9 protein-coding genes are annotated in these 14,779 nt (G+C 66.1%); 4 read left to right on the plus strand and 5 right to left on the minus strand.

The features are described 5' to 3' along the window. Window positions 1–165: 165 nt before the first annotated feature. A complete protein-coding gene (locus ACPZMI_RS06515; RefSeq protein ID WP_426351896.1) occupies window positions 166–546 on the minus strand; it encodes a COG4315 family predicted lipoprotein in 381 nt (126 codons plus the stop codon). Window positions 547–813: 267 nt separating this feature from the next. On the opposite strand from ACPZMI_RS06515, the gene ACPZMI_RS06520 reads away from it, so the two are divergent. Next, window positions 814–2,520, plus strand: coding sequence for a molecular chaperone HscC (locus ACPZMI_RS06520; RefSeq protein ID WP_186667102.1), 1,707 nt, complete (start codon window positions 814–816; stop codon window positions 2,518–2,520). Here the strand turns inward: ACPZMI_RS06520 and ACPZMI_RS06525 are convergent, their stop codons facing one another. From ACPZMI_RS06525 to ACPZMI_RS06540, 4 genes are all read right to left on the minus strand, one after another. Beyond that, entirely contained in the window at window positions 2,521–5,199 is a 2,679-nt protein-coding gene (locus ACPZMI_RS06525; protein ID WP_426351897.1) for a molecular chaperone DnaJ, read from the minus strand. Continuing rightward, window positions 5,196–5,888, minus strand: a complete 693-nt coding sequence (locus tag ACPZMI_RS06530; RefSeq protein ID WP_186667097.1) for a DUF1266 domain-containing protein — start codon at window positions 5,886–5,888, stop codon at window positions 5,196–5,198. The genes ACPZMI_RS06525 and ACPZMI_RS06530 overlap by 4 nt, the downstream gene beginning before the upstream one ends. Window positions 5,889–5,957: 69 nt before the next feature. Next, the gene (gene map, locus ACPZMI_RS06535; RefSeq protein WP_426351898.1) at window positions 5,958–6,734 is read right to left on the minus strand and encodes a type I methionyl aminopeptidase; all 777 of its coding nucleotides are present in this window, start codon (window positions 6,732–6,734) and stop codon (window positions 5,958–5,960) included. After that, window positions 6,731–6,934: a ParD-like family protein gene (locus ACPZMI_RS06540; protein ID WP_054890915.1), complete on the minus strand. Its 204-nt coding sequence runs from the start codon at window positions 6,932–6,934 to the stop codon at window positions 6,731–6,733. The genes map and ACPZMI_RS06540 overlap by 4 nt, the downstream gene beginning before the upstream one ends. A 336-nt stretch (window positions 6,935–7,270) precedes the next feature. Between ACPZMI_RS06540 and ACPZMI_RS06545 the strand changes: the two genes are divergently transcribed. From ACPZMI_RS06545 to nirD, 3 genes are all read left to right on the plus strand, one after another. Continuing rightward, window positions 7,271–11,299, plus strand: coding sequence for a bifunctional nitrate reductase/sulfite reductase flavoprotein subunit alpha (locus tag ACPZMI_RS06545; protein WP_426351899.1), 4,029 nt, complete (start codon window positions 7,271–7,273; stop codon window positions 11,297–11,299). 321 nt (window positions 11,300–11,620) lie between these two features. Then, a complete protein-coding gene (gene nirB / locus ACPZMI_RS06550) occupies window positions 11,621–14,173 on the plus strand; it encodes a nitrite reductase large subunit NirB (protein WP_426351900.1) in 2,553 nt (850 codons plus the stop codon). Further along, window positions 14,173–14,535, plus strand: coding sequence for a nitrite reductase small subunit NirD (gene nirD / locus ACPZMI_RS06555; protein ID WP_426351901.1), 363 nt, complete (start codon window positions 14,173–14,175; stop codon window positions 14,533–14,535). The genes nirB and nirD overlap by 1 nt, the downstream gene beginning before the upstream one ends. The last annotated feature ends 244 nt before the right edge of the window (window positions 14,536–14,779 follow it).

A 14,779-nucleotide genomic window follows, 5' to 3' on the forward strand; every position in this document is an offset into this window, starting at 1 on the left:
GGGGTCGCGGGTTCGAGTCCCGTCCGCTGCGCCATATTCCAGCTTCCAGGGCCCACTGAACACCCGGAAGCCACAAAGAAAGCGACCTTAGGGTCGCTTTTTTTGTTTGTGCCTCGCAAAACGCCCCGGGGGCTGTCGGTCGACAGTCCCCGGGGCGTTTCAGCTTCAGGGTTTGGCCACGTGCCAGACCTGGCCGACACCTTCGCCGGTGGTATCGCCCGGCTTCTGATCCTTGACCCAACTGTACAGTGGCTGGTCTTTGTAAGCCCACTGCTTGCTGCCGTCGTCACGGGTAATCACGCTGTAGTCATCGGCGGCCTTGGCGTAGGGGCCGGCGGCCAGCGGCGGCCAATTCTGCGCACATTGACCGTTGCACGCCGACTTGCCAGCGCTGTCCTTGGTGAAGGTGTAGAGGGTCAGGCCTTTGCTGTCGACCAGGACCTTGCCAAGGGCGCTGTCGCCGACCTTCGCGGGGGCGCCCGCCAAGGCCAGGCCAGACACGCAGGTCAGAGCCAATGAAAGAACGAGTGCGCTTTTCTTCAACATGAGAGATACCTCTGGCGGTTATTCGAATCTGTTCGGGGGAATGATGGCTTTATGCATCGGCCATGCAGGAACAACGCCTCGGTGTCGGCTTCTATTCCCGTGTTCGATGAATATTTTTCCCGTCGCTGATGCCGCCCTGGGGCAGCAGGCACGCCGGGTTCGCATCTACGCCTTCAACTCGCTGGCCCATTGCGTCAGAATCCCCCTACACGCCGGATGCAGCCAGCAGGCCGCGCGCCGGCTCTACCTTGCAAGCAGAGACCGACCATGCAGGATGCCAGCACCTCTCCAACGCCCACGCCGTCGACCCCACTGCTGGGTATCGACCTGGGGACCACCAACAGCCTTATCGCAGTCTGGCAGGACGGCAAGGCGCAGCTGATCGCCAACGCCGTGGGCGAGGTGCTGACGCCGTCGGTGGTCAGCGTCGACGACGATGGCAGCATCCTGGTGGGCAGCGCTGCCCGCGCCCGGCTGACCACCCATCCCCATCGCACCGCTGCGGCCTTCAAGCGCTACATGGGCAGTGACAAGCGCTTCGAGCTCGGCGAGCACCGTTTCACCCCCGAAGAGCTCTCGGCCCTGGTGCTGGGCGCGTTGAAGCAGGATGCCGAAGCGTATCTGGGGTGCCCGGTCAGCGAAGCGGTGATCTCGGTGCCGGCCTATTTCAGCGACGAACAGCGCAAGCGCACGGTCTTCGCTGCGGAGCTGGCGGGGCTGAAAGTGCAGCGCCTGATCAACGAGCCGACCGCGGCCGCCATGGCCTACGGGCTGCACGAGCAGAAGTTCGAGCGCACCCTGGTGTTCGACCTGGGCGGCGGGACCTTCGACGTCACTGTGCTGGAATACGCCTTGCCGCTGATCGAAGTGCATGCTTCAACCGGTGACAACTATCTGGGGGGCGAGGATTTCACCGAGGCCTTGCTCAATGCCTGCCTGCGTGACTGGAACCTCAGTGCCGAAGCCCTGGAGCCCCAGGCGCTGTCGAGCCTGCATGATGCGATCGAGCAACTGAAACGCGAGGTGGGCGAGGGCAGCCGCACCCTGAACTGGAGCGGCGATGGCCAGGCCCGCGAATGGGTGCTCGACCAGGCCCGGTTGCAGTCGATCTGGGCGCCGTTGCTGGCACGGGTGCGGACCCCCATCGAGCAGGCCCTGCGTGATGCGCGCCTGAGCCCGCGCGAACTGGACAGCCTGGTGCTGGTCGGTGGGGCCACGCGCATGCCGCAGATCCAGCAACTGGTGGCCAAGCTGTTCGGCCGCCTGCCGTACCGCCACCTCGATCCGGACACCATCGTCGCTCTTGGCGCCGCCAGCCAGGCAGCCTGCAAGGCGCGGGATTCGGCGATCGACGAGTTGATCCTGACCGACGTCTGTCCTTACACCCTGGGGGTCGCCTCGTCCCGTGGCGAGGAAGTGTCCGGAGCCTTTACCCCGATCATCGAACGCAACACGGTGATCCCCACCTCGCGTGTGCAGCGCTTCTACAGCAGCCATCCGGAACAGAAAGTGGTGCGCATCGCCGTGTACCAGGGTGAGCGGCCATGGGTGCGCGACAACATTCTGGTCGACAGCTTCGAGATCCCGTTGCAGCCGACCGGCCAGGTGCAGTCGCTGGATGTGCGCTTCAGCTACGACATCAATGGCCTGCTCGAAGTGGACGTGACGTTCCTCGAAACCGGGCACAAGCACAGCCACAGCATCGACCGCAGCCCGACCGGGCTGGACAGCGACGCCCGCCAGGCCAGCCACGAGCGCCTGGCGAGATTGAAGATTCACCCGCGCGACGCCTTGCCCAACCGCACCCTGCTGGCTCGCCTGGAGCGCGCCTGGATGCAGAGCCTGGGGGATGAGCGCGACCTTATCGGCAGTTGGCTGGATGCCTTCAACGCCGTGCTCGCTGGCCAGCAGGCCAGCGAGATCAGTCGCCAGCGCCAGCAGTTGAGCCAGGCGCTGGACGAGCTGCGCTACTGATCAGGGATGGTTCAGGCGCCGCAGGGCCACTTGCAGGCCCAGTTGCAACTGGTCGGGGTCGTCCGGTGAAGGGCCATAGCGGTTGGCCAGCTTGTCGCCGGGTAGCCCCACCAGAAGCAGCGGTGCGAATGGCAGCAGGCGGCTGACGGCCAGCAGCCCCACCAGTGCCCAGACGCCCTGGCCCAAGTCGCGCAAGCGCCGCAGGAAGGATGTCAACAGCAGCAATACGACAAGGGTCCAGAGCATCGGGCTCTTGGTTGCGGTGGTCAGCACCGTGCCAGCGAGCAGCAGCACGATCACGTGGGCGATCAGGTCGCTGCGATTGAGGCGGCTGTCCAGGCGCCAGAACGCCCAGGACGGCACCGGCGTCTGGCTGACGCGAGCCATCAGCAGGCGCTCGGCGCGGGCCAGTATCGCCATGCTGGCGCAGCGCAGGCCGGTGTCCTGGTCCGGATCGTCCTTGGCTTTCTGCAGGCGCATCAAGGCGCGGGTGCCTGGCGGGGATGCGGATTTGACCAGGTGATTGAAGGCGTCGAGGATCTCGTTGAGCAGCTTGCCGTCGACCTTCTCTTCCTGCTCCACCGCTTGGCGCGGCGGGCGTTTGACCTTGCCGGCGATCAGGCCGTCGCGCAGCGGAGCGAACCAGGGGCTGTCGTTGTTCAGTGCCTCGAGGCGCTCGCGCAAGCGGGCGCGCTGTTGAGCATCGAGCTCGGGGTCGTGGTACAGCACGGCGCACAGCAGCATGTAGCCCAGTGGGTGGTCGTCGAGGGTGCCAACGTCTTCTTCCAGGCATTCGAGCAGGCGGACCGCGCCGGGCAGGCGAGTGCTGCCGAACACGTAGCCCAGGGTTTGCAGGCGGCTGGCAACCAGGGCCTGCATCGGGTCGCGATCGTCCATCCAGCCGAGCAGGGCATTGTGTTCGTTGAACTGAGCCTGACGGGCGATCAGCACCTTGTGCAGGGGGGCGAACGGATGGTCGCTCGGATAGGTGAGCTGGGCGGCCAGTTGCGGTGGCGCCAGGTCCAGCCAGCGTTGCGGCTGTTGCGCCGTGGCCAGCATGAACAACTGCTGGCGATGCCAGTTCCACAGTGCTTCGCCCTCGACCATCGGCGGTAGCTCGATGCCGTTCAGTGCCAGTTCTTCCATCAGCACCAGGCCGAACGGCACGGTGAACATGCGGCGCATGTCGAAATGTTCGTTCAGCTCGCTCAGCGCTCGCGGCGAATAAACCCGCATCCGCCGCAGCCACTCGCGGCAGGCCGGATGCAGTGCGTCGGACTTGAGCGCCTCTGGCAGTTCCACAGGCCCCTCGTCACGTGCGCAGTACTCCGCCAGTACACGCGCCACCGGTGAGTGTTCGAGCCAATGCAGTTGCTGCGCAGCCTGGCGCTGGAAGCCCTCGAGGATCAAGGCATCGAGCGGGTCGTTGCCCAGGCGCTCATCGACAATGGTGCGCAGCAAGCCGGCTTCACCGCGTTGCAGGGCCCAGGCCTGCCAGTAGCGGCGGTGCAGTTCGCGATCTTCCTGGTTGGGCAACAGCCAGGCGAGCAGCGGCAGTTCGTCGTCGCCGTCCAGGCGCCAGTCGATGTAGGTGGCGGCGATGCCCTCAAGGCCCAGGCGCGAGGCTTCGGACCAGCGCGCCAGTGTCTGCGGCGACTGTGCCGGGCTGCCCAAGACCTGTGCCGGATCGGCCAGGTCGGCGGGCCAGGTCTCGGGTGTGCTCTGCTGGTCGAGGGCCTGGATCAGCAGGGGCAGGCGTTGCGGCTGGTAGCGCGCGCAGAGGTCGAGCAGCCAGCGTTCGGCCTGCGGGTGGCGATGTTCGCGCCACAGCCGTAGCCAGCAGTCCAGGGCTTGCTGCTCGGCGCCCAGGGCGTCGGCCTGGCGGGCCAGCAGGAACAGCAGGTCGACATCGTCCGGCGCCTGCTGGTGCTGCAACTGCAGGCGTGCATGCAGGGTGAGGCTGCCGATGCCGACCTGGCTGAACTGTTCGGTCAGACGCTGGACCAGGTGTTCGTCGTCAGGGAACGCCACGCAGGTGTGGTATCCGGCGAACTGTGCGTACTCGAATAGCGGGCGCTCCTGATGGTAGTAGCCAAGGCTGCGGAAGTACCAAAGGGTTTCCAGTTGCGCGGCGGGCGACCAGCTGTGCATCAGGCGGGTGTCGAACGGATCGGGCTCCTCGATGCGTTGCAGGAAGGCTTCTATCTCCTGGGCATCCTCCGGCGCCAGGCGCAGCAACTGCTCGGCCCAGCCCATGCGCCGGGCCAGCAGGCGCGCGCACTGGTACGAGATCGGTCCGCAGTTGCGCAGGTTGTGCAGCAGTCGCCAGCTGAGGTCTTCCAGTTGCTCCAGGGGCAGTTCGTCGAGCTGGGCGATGTAGTCCTGCCAGGCTTGGGGTTGGTAACGGCGAGTGGAGTCTTCGAGCAGTGCATGGAACGCCTCGAAGGCTTCGCTGGTGGACGCTTCGCTCTGCCCGTCGGCTGCTTGCTGCTCGGGCGCCGCGCCGGTTTCGGCGTGTTCACGCGCCAGGCGCTGCGCTTCTTCGTAGGCGGCGCGCAGGGCCTGGAAGCCTTCGGGGTCGGTTTCCGGATGGTGCGTCGGCAGGCGGCCGCGGTAGGCCTGGCGGATGGTGTCGAGGTCCTGGGTCGGCTCGATGCCCAGGCGAATCCAGCAACTCATGACCAGCAGTCCTCTTCCAGTGATGCCGGGCGTTCCGGCTCGGGCAACGGCAGCTCCCAGGGCAGGTCGGCGAGCAGCGCGTTGGCGCCGATCCTCAGGTTCAGGGCAATGCAGCGATTCCAGTGTTCGTTGCCTTGGCGCTCCAGGTTGGCGGCAAAGGTCTCGTCGCTGCTGTCGGAGACATTCCACAGCGCCTTGCCGAACAGGTACCCGGCGATGTAGCTGTCCCAGCGGTTGTAGTAATGGCGGGCGCGCAAGGCCAGGCGATAGTGCAGGTAGAGGCTTTCGTCGCGGCTGATATGGCCCTTTTTCACCCCGGCGCGCAGCAGAAAGCTCATGCGTCCGATGTCCCAGGCGCGGGTTCCGCCCGGGCCGCAGTCGGGAAAGGTGCGTGCGGCGTAGCTGTACTTGACCCGGTCACGTGGCGTCAGGGTTGCGAGCAGCGCCTGCCACTGGCTTGGCAGGCAGCGCTGGAACTGCCAGTAGGCGTTGCTCATCTCGCTGGCGTGGCCGTTGTCGGCCATGCCGAGCACGTCGAGCAACTGGGCACGGGTGCTGATGCCCCAGCCGCTTTCCAGGTCAGTCTGGTCTTCGCCTTCGAAGTACTCGGCGGCGGTGTAGCTGGCACCGTTGAGTGCGGCCATCGGGGCGGAGAGGGCGTGCAGCCAATGCTGTGCGGATTCGTCCATGAAGAGTGTCCGGGGCGAGGGGTGTGGCGCGATTGTAGAGAGGCAGCAAGGGGGCCGTCTACGCAGGCCTCAACGCCGGCCTTCTTCCGCTCGCAGCGTCAGCACTTCATAGCCCTGCTCGGTCACCGCGACCGTGTGCTCCCACTGCGCCGACAGCCCGCCATCGCGGGTGATCACCGTCCAGCCATCTTTCAGCGTGCGTGTGCCGCGGGCGCCCTGGTTGATCATCGGCTCGATGGTGAACACCATCCCCGGCTTGAGTTTCAGGCCCATGCCGCGTTGGCCATAGTGCAGCACCTGCGGCGCTTCGTGCATCTGCCGGCCGATGCCGTGGCCGCAGTACTCGCGCACCACGCTGTAGCCCGCCGCCTCGGCGAACTGCTGGATGGCGTGGCCGATATCGCCCAGGGTGGCGCCGGGGCGCACCTGTTCGATGCCTTTCCACAGCGCCTCGTAGGTGGTGTCGACCAGGCGCCGGGCCTCCTCGCTGATTGCGCCGATGCGGTACATCTTCGACGAGTCGGCAATATAGCCGCCCTGTTCCAGGGTGATATCGACGTTGATGATCGAGCCTTCCTGCAGCACCTCGTCAACCCTGGGCATGCCGTGGCAGACGACGTGGTCCACCGAGGTGTTCAGCGAATAGGGGAAGCCGTACTGGCCCTTGCTTGCCGGACGTGCCTTGAGCGTCTCGACGATGAAGGCTTCGGCGCGGTCGTTGATCTGCATCGTGGTCACCCCGGCGCGGATGAAACCGTCGAGGTCGGCGAACACCTGTGCCAGCAACTGCCCGGCCCTGCGCATCAGTGCCAGCTGCTCCGGGTTCTTGAGTATCACCTCGCTCATTGCAGCAGCTCCTTGAGATTCGCTTGTTCCTGACGCAACAGTTGGCGCAGCAGTTCCTGGTAAGTGGCCTGGGGATGCAGTTCGGCAAGCATGCCGATGCGGATCCAGTGTTCGGCCTGGGCGTTGATCGAGCGCGACATCGCGGCGCTGGCGATGCGCAGGTCTTCGTGGAGGTCGTCGCAGATCTTGACGATGCCCATGGGGAGTCTTCCTGGTATATGAAACGTATACGGATCATATAGTCGGTTGGGCGTCGTGTCATCTTCTGGTGCGCGGGGGCATCAAGACGGGGCGGATATCGCGTCGATGTTTTCGCGGGTCGACCCGCCCTCTGGGGCTGCGCAGGCCTGTGGGCGCGGGTTTGTCCGCGACATGGCCACCGCCATCGCGCAACTGGCCCGCAAATTGCTGATTCAGCTGCATCCGGACCCCTCAACGCCGAGGGGCCCTACATCTTCACGACAAAGGCGCCGTGTTACCCGCTTGCCCTGCAGGCCGGGTAGCCGGCGCCTTTTGCGTTTTCAGGGAGACCGCCCATGAGCAGCAGCGAGGTGCGCAGCGTTTGCCCGTATTGCGGGGTCGGGTGCGGCATCGTCATGACCGTGGTCGAGGGCAAGGTCACCAAGGTCAGCGGCGACAAACAGCACCCGAGCAACTTCGGACGCCTGTGCACCAAGGGCCTCACCGCACACCTGCCACTGTCCGCTGCCGGGCGCATGGAGCACGCTTTCGTGCGCCAGCAGCGCAGCCAGCAGCCGGTGCGCACGGGCATGGACGAGGCCATTGCGCAATCGGCCGCACGCCTGCGCGCGATCATCGACCAGCACGGGCCGGATGCCGTGGCGCTCTATGTGTCAGGGCAGATGTCGCTGGAGGCTCAGTACCTGGCCAACAAGCTGGCCAAGGGCTTTATCCGCACGCGCCATATCGAGTCCAACTCGCGGCTGTGCATGGCCAGTGCCGGCAGCGGCTACAAGCAGTCGCTGGGCGCCGACGGCCCGCCGGGCAGCTACCAGGATTTCGAGCGCGCCGAGGTGTTCTTCGTCATTGGCGCCAACATGGCCGACTGTCATCCGATCCTGTTCCTGCGCCTGCTCGACCGAGTCAAGGCCGGGGCCAGGCTGATTGTCGTCGACCCGCGCCGCAGTGCCACTGCCGACAAGGCCGACCTGTTCCTGCAGGTGCGCCCGGGCAGTGATCTGGCCCTGCTCAACGGCTTGCTCTACCTGCTGCACGAGAACGGCCACACCGACAGCGATTTCATCGCCCGCCACACCGAGGGCTGGGACGACATGCCGGCCTTTCTCGCCGACTATACCCCCGAGCGGGTCGCGGCCCTGACCGGCCTTGCCGAGGCCGATATCCGCCAGGCGGCTGCCTGGATCGGCGGGGCGTCGGAGTGGATGAGCTGCTGGACCATGGGCCTCAACCAGAGCATCCATGGCACCTGGCACAGCAACGCGCTGTGCAACCTGCACCTGGCCACCGGCGCGATCTGCCGTCCTGGCAGCGGACCGTTCTCGCTGACCGGCCAGCCCAACGCCATGGGCGGCCGTGAGATGGGCTACATGGGCCCAGGCCTGCCGGGCCAGCGTTCGGCGCAGGTGGCGGGCGACCGTGCTTTTGTCGAGCAGCAGTGGGGCCTGGCGCCGGGCGCGCTGCGCAGCGAAGGCGGTGAAGGCACGGTGGCGCTGTTCGAGCAGATGAAGGCCGGGGAAGTGAAGGCCTGCTGGATCATCTGCAGCAACCCGGTGGCCAGCGTCGCCAACCGCCAGCAGGTGATCGACGGCCTGCACGAGGCGCAGTTGGTGATCGCCCAGGACGCTTTCCTCGACACCGAGACCAACCGCCATGCCGATATCCTCCTGCCTGCCGCGCTGTGGGCCGAGGGCGAGGGTGTGATGATCAACAGCGAGCGCAACCTCACCCTGATGCCGCGTGCAGTCGCAGCGCCCGGCGAAAGCCTTGAGGATTGGCGCATCATTGCCCGCATCGCTTGTGCCATGGGCTATGCCGAGGCGTTCAGCTATGCCGATGCCGAAGCGGTGTACGACGAGATCCGCCGTTTCTGGAACCCCGCCACCGGCTATGACCTGCGCGGCATCGGCTACGCCGAGCTACGCGACAAACCGCGCCAGTGGCCAAGTGCGCCCGGGCGCGCGGACGACCGCAGCCCGCTGCGCTATCTCAACGACGGCAGCAGCCAGGCGCTGCTGCACGATGCCCAGGGCGAACGCCCCGCACTGGTCTTTCCCACGCCCAGTGGCAAGGCGCGGTTCTTCGCCCGGCCCTGGCTGGCGCCGGCCGAGCTGCCGGATGCCGACTTTCCGCTGGTGCTCAACACCGGCCGCGTGCAGCACCAGTGGCACACCCTGACCAAGACCGGCAAGGTGCCGAGCCTGAACAAGCTCGAGCCCGGTCCCTTCGTCGAGATTAATCCGCAGGACGCCCGACGCCTGGGCATCGCCGACAAGGACCAGGTGGCGATTCGCTCGCGCCGCGGCCAGGCCGTGCTGCCGGCACGCATCAGCGAGCGGGTGCTGGTCGGCAACTGCTTTGCCCCTTTTCACTGGAACGACCTGTATGGCGAGCAACTGGCGATCAACGCCGTGACCTGCGACGCGGTCGATCCAACTTCCCTGCAACCGGCCTTCAAGCATTGCGCCGTGACCCTGGAGCGGGTTGCGGGCGAACGCATCGAGGCACTCGAGCTGCCCTGCGCGATCCCTACGGAGCCTGCCACCATGCCCACCGACACCCTGTCTCGCCTGCTCGGCCTGGACAGCCTGCCGGCCCCCGTCCTGGCTGACGAGGAGCGTCATTACCTGCAGGGCTTCCTGCTCGGCCTTGGGCAGGCGCGTACACCGGGTGTGCCCAGCCTGCCGCCCGGTGCGCCGCTGGCGCCCGCCAGTCGGCTGTTCGTCGATGGCTTGATCGCCGGCCTGTTCGCCCAGCCGGTGGTGGCGCCGGTCGCCATGGCCGAGGTCGCCCGGCATCGGGTGCTGTGGGCCTCGCAGACCGGCAATGGCGAGGCGCTGGCCGAGCGCTGTGCGGCCCATCTGCGCGAAGCGGGCCTGGCGGTCGAGCTGAGCTGCATGGATGCAGTCAGCCCCGGCCAATTGCGTGGCGCCGCCAGCGTGCTGCTGATCACCAGCACCTTTGGTGACGGCGATGCGCCTGACTGCGCTTCGGCGTTCTGGCAGGCGCTGCAGGGCGAGGAGGGGGCGCAGTGTGCGGCACTGCCCTTCGCCGTGCTGGCGCTGGGTGACTCCAGCTACGACCAGTTCTGCGGCTTTGGCCGCAAGCTCGACCAGCGCCTGGCTGAACTGGGCGGCCGACGTCTGCTCGATCGGGTCGATTGCGAACCGGACTTCGACCCATCGTTCGCCGCCTGGCTGCAGGCGTTGCTGCCGCTGCTCGGGCCGACGGCCGAAGCGCCCGTCATAGCCCCGCCGGCGCGGGTGTTCGGCAAGCAGCAACCCTGCCTGGCTCCCATCATCGAGAACCGTGTGCTCAATGCGCCCGGAGCGACAAAGGAGACACGCCAGGTGGTGTTCGACCTGCAAGGCACCGGGCTGGTCTACGAGGCAGGCGATGCGTTGGGTGTCTGGCCGCGCAACTGCCCGGCGCTGGTCCAGGAGCTGCTCGGCCTGATGGGGCTCGATGGCCAGACGTGCGTGCAACTGCCCGACTTGCCGACGATGCCGTTGGCCGAGGCGATGGAGCGGCATCTGGAGATCGCCCGGGTCACGTCGCAGCAGCTTGCCGCCTTCAGCCAGGCGCCGCAGGCAGGTGAACTGCGCCGGCTGCTGCTGCCCGAGCACAAGGCCGAACTCAAGGAGTGGCTGTGGGGGCGGCAGTTGGCCGATGTGCTCGCGGCATTCGCGCCGCAACTGTCGCTGGAGCACTGGCTGACCCTGCTCAAACCCTTGCAGCCACGCATGTACTCGATCAGCTCCAGCCCCAAGGTCCATCCACAGCAGGTGCACCTGACCGTTTCAACCGTGCGCTATGGCCAGCGAAAGGGTGTGAGTTCAAGCTTCCTCGCCGAGCGCGCCGAAATGCTGGAGGTGGCGATCTTCCCGCAGGTCGCGCGGCATTTCCGACTGCCGGACGACGATGCCTCACCGCTCATCATGGTCGGCCCTGGCACCGGTATCGCGCCGTTTCGTGCCTTTCTCGAAGAGCGCGAAGCCCGCGGTGCGACCGGCGGCAACTGGCTGTTCTTCGGTGAGCAGCATGCTGCCTTCGATTTCTATTACCGCGAGCAGTTGCAGGCCTGGGAGGCCAGCGGTCATCTGCGCCTGAGCACGGCGTTCTCGCGTGACCAGGCCGAGAAGCTGTACGTGCAGCAGCGCATGCTCGAGCAGGGCGCCGAGCTGTGGCAGTGGCTGGAGGCGGGGGCGTACTTCTACATTTGCGGCGATGCCCAGCGCATGGCCAAGGATGTCGATGCTGCGTTGCGCCAGGTCGTGGCCGAGCACGGGCGGATGAGCGCCGAGGCGGCAGCGGCTTATGTCGAGGAATTGGGCAAGAACAAGCGTTATCGACGCGATGTGTATTGAGTGCACCGGGATGGGGAGGGGTGCACCGGCTTGAGGCGTTGCCGCGTGCGGCGCCGTCGCCGGACACGCCCGCTGCCACAGGTCGCGCAACGCTGCATACCCCGCAGGAGCGGGCTTGCAACGCGACAGCGCCAGCACCCATTCCGACCTTGGCACGCTCCCTGCTTTCAACGGTTTACAACACAGCCCCACTGATCAACGGCGATCAACAGGGGCCTCACACTGATGAGTACAGGCAAAGGCGCCTGGAGCTTCGGCTCCAGGCGCCTTTTTTTGTCTTTGCCGCGGGCACGCCCCGCACACCGTGATCGAGGATCGGCTATGAAGGCAACAGCGAACGGCGGACAACGAGAGCGACTGGTCATTGTCGGCAACGGCATGGTCGGTCATCACCTGGTCGAGCAACTGATCGAACGTGGTGCCCTGGCGCGCTTCGAGCTGCGCGTGTTCGGCGAGGAGCGCCAGCGCGCCTATGACCGTGTGCACTTGTCGGAATACTTCGCCGGCAGTAGCGCCGAGACACTAGCTATGTGCGAGCCCGACTTCTATGCCCAGCACGGCGTGCACCTGCACCTGCACGAAGCTGTGCTGGAGATCGACCGCACGCTGGGCGAGGTGGTCACCGCCCAGGGGCGCTACGGTTATGACCAACTGATCCTTGCCACCGGCTCCTACCCGTTCGTACCGCCGATCGAAGGCTCCACGGGCACGGCCTGCTTGGTCTACCGCACCCTCGACGATCTTGACGACATCCGCGCCTCGGCTGCCGGGGCCCGGCGTGGCGTGGTGGTCGGCGGTGGGCTGCTGGGCCTTGAGGCTGCCAATGCGCTCAAGTCGCTGGGGCTGGAGGCTCATGTCGTGGAGTTCGCGCCACGGCTGATGCCGGTGCAGCTCGATCATGAAGGAGGCGCGGCCTTGCGTGCGCAGATCGAAGCGCTGGGTGTCGGCGTGCATCTGTCTCGCGCCACCCAGTCGATCGACCCGGGAGAAGAGTATCGCCACCGCATGAATTTCGATGGTGGTGAGTACCTGGAAACCGACCTGATCGTGTTCTCTGCCGGTATCCGTCCGCGTGACGCCCTGGGGCGTGCCTGCGAGCTGGAGATCGCGCCGCGCGGCGGCGTGGTCATCGACGGCAACTGCCGTTCCAGCGATCCACGGATCTTCGCCATCGGCGAGTGTGCGTCGTGGAACGGCAGCGTGTTCGGGCTGGTCGCGCCCGGCTACAGCATGGCGCGCAACCTCGCTGCGCTGCTGGTCGGCGCGGCCAGTGCCGAGTTCAGCGGTGCCGACATGTCGACCAAGCTCAAGCTGCTGGGGGTCGATGTCGGCTCCATCGGCGACGCCCACGGCGCCACCCCGGGCGCCCGCAGCTACCGATACATCGACGAGGCCAACGCCAGCTACCGCCGCCTGGTGGTCGACGCCAGCGGCAAGCGGGTGATCGGCGCGGTGCTGGTCGGCGACAACAGCTACTACGACACGCTGCTGCAGTACGTGCAAAGCGGCATCGCCCTGCCGCAGGATCCGGCGGCGCTGATCCTGCCGCAGAGCGGCGGCGCGCCGACGCTGGGCGCCGATGCCCTGCCCGACAGCGCGACCATCTGCTCCTGCCACAACGTCAGCAAGGGCGCGATCTGCGCGGCCATCGACAGTGGCTGCGCGGACCTGGCGGCGGTCAAGGGCTGCACCAAGGCGGCCAGCGGCTGTGGTGGCTGTGCGGCGCTGCTCAAGCAGGTGTTCGAGCACGAACTGACCGCGCGCGGCGTGACCGTCGACAAGAGCCTGTGCGAGCACTTTGCCTATACCCGCCAGGAGCTGTATGCACTGGTGCGCGTCGAGGGGATTCGAACCTTCAACGAGCTGCTCGAGCGCCACGGCAAGGGCCATGTCGGTTGCGACATCTGCAAGCCGACCGTGGGTTCGATCCTCGCCTCGTGCTGGAACCAGCCGATCATGGACCCCTCGCTGGTACCGCTGCAGGACACCAACGACACCTTCATGGCCAACATGCAGAAGAACGGCACCTACTCGGTGGTGCCGCGCATCCCGGGTGGTGAAATCACCCCCGACAAGTTGATCGTGATCGGCCAGGTGGCGAAGAAATACGACCTCTACACCAAGATTACCGGCGGCCAGCGCATCGATTTGTTCGGCGCGCAGTTGCACGAGTTGCCGCTGATCTGGGGCGAGCTGATCGAGGCGGGCTTCGAAACCGGCCACGCCTACGGCAAGTCGACCCGCACGGTGAAGTCGTGCGTGGGCAGCACCTGGTGCCGCTACGGCGTGCAGGACAGCGTTGCCATGGCCCTGCGTATCGAAGACCGCTACAAGGGCCTGCGCTCGCCGCACAAGCTCAAGTTCGCGGTGTCCGGCTGCACCCGTGAATGCGCCGAGGCGCAGAGCAAGGATATCGGCGTGATCGCCACCGACAAGGGGTGGAACCTGTACGTTTGTGGCAACGGTGGCATGCGCCCGCGCCATGCCGAACTGTTCGCCACCGATCTGGACGACGACACCCTGATCCGCCTGATCGACCGCGTGCTGATGTTCTACATCCGCACCGCCGACAAACTGCAGCGCACCTCGGTGTGGCGCGAAGGCCTGGACGGCGGGTTGGACTATCTCAAGGCGGTGATTCTCGACGATAGCCTGGGCCTCGCCGACGAGCTGGAAGCGCAGATGCAGCATGTGGTCGACCGCTACGAATGCGAATGGGCCAACGCCTTGAAAGACCCGGAGAAGCTCAAGCGCTTCCGCACCTTCGTCAACGACCAGCGGCCTGACCCGGATGTGCATTTCGTGCGTGAGCGCGAACAGCGTCGACCGGCTACGCCGCTAGAGTTGATCCCTACTGTCGAGGAGCTCGTTTGATGAACCTGTCTAATGCTGTCGTTGCATCAAAGGATATCTGGCAGTCAGTGTGCCGGGTCGATGATCTGATTGCCGACTCGGGGGTGGTGGTCTGGCTCGACGGCGAACAGGTCGCGCTGTTCTACCTGCCCGGGCAGGAGCAGACACTGTATGCCGTGGACAACCGCGACCCACGTTCAGGGGCCAATGTTATCGGGCGGGGATTGATCGGCAGCCTGCAAGGCGAGCTGGTGGTGGCGGCGCCGTTGTACAAGCAGCATTTCAGCTTGCGTGATGGGCGTTGCCTGGAGGATGCGGGGCAGCGGTTGCGCGTGTGGCCGGTGCGGATGGAAGGGGGGCAGGTCGAGATTCGCTGTTTCTAGCCGGTATGGCTCTTGCCCGGCCTGTGCAGTACCTGTGGGAGCGGGCTTGCCCGCGAACACCGGCAAAGCCGGTGCCATCTACCGCGGTGTTTGCTTCGCGGGTAAACCCGCTCCCACAGGTACTGCGCAGGCCTTGGGTCTGGCTCACTTTTGCAGGTCGTCGGATGAACGTGGCTCCACGGCTTTCAACTACCGCTGCGCGTACATTTGGCTTGAGGGGCACTCGCGGGAGCGTTGGTTTCAA

The sequence above is a fragment of the Pseudomonas wayambapalatensis genome (genome assembly GCF_049942315.1).
Taxonomy (GTDB): domain Bacteria; phylum Pseudomonadota; class Gammaproteobacteria; order Pseudomonadales; family Pseudomonadaceae; genus Aquipseudomonas; species Aquipseudomonas wayambapalatensis.

Coding starts and splice junctions, on each gene's coding strand:
- nirB (WP_426351900.1), top strand. CDS start 11,621: ATGAAGGCAACAGCGAACGGCGGACAACGAGAGCGACTGGTCATTGTC.
- ACPZMI_RS06530 (WP_186667097.1), bottom strand. CDS start 5,888: ATGGACGAATCCGCACAGCATTGGCTGCACGCCCTCTCCGCCCCGATG.
- ACPZMI_RS06545 (WP_426351899.1), top strand. CDS start 7,271: ATGAGCAGCAGCGAGGTGCGCAGCGTTTGCCCGTATTGCGGGGTCGGG.
- nirD (WP_426351901.1), top strand. CDS start 14,173: ATGAACCTGTCTAATGCTGTCGTTGCATCAAAGGATATCTGGCAGTCA.
- ACPZMI_RS06520 (WP_186667102.1), top strand. CDS start 814: ATGCAGGATGCCAGCACCTCTCCAACGCCCACGCCGTCGACCCCACTG.
- ACPZMI_RS06525 (WP_426351897.1), bottom strand. CDS start 5,199: ATGAGTTGCTGGATTCGCCTGGGCATCGAGCCGACCCAGGACCTCGAC.
- map (WP_426351898.1), bottom strand. CDS start 6,734: ATGAGCGAGGTGATACTCAAGAACCCGGAGCAGCTGGCACTGATGCGC.
- ACPZMI_RS06515 (WP_426351896.1), bottom strand. CDS start 546: ATGTTGAAGAAAAGCGCACTCGTTCTTTCATTGGCTCTGACCTGCGTG.
- ACPZMI_RS06540 (WP_054890915.1), bottom strand. CDS start 6,934: ATGGGCATCGTCAAGATCTGCGACGACCTCCACGAAGACCTGCGCATC.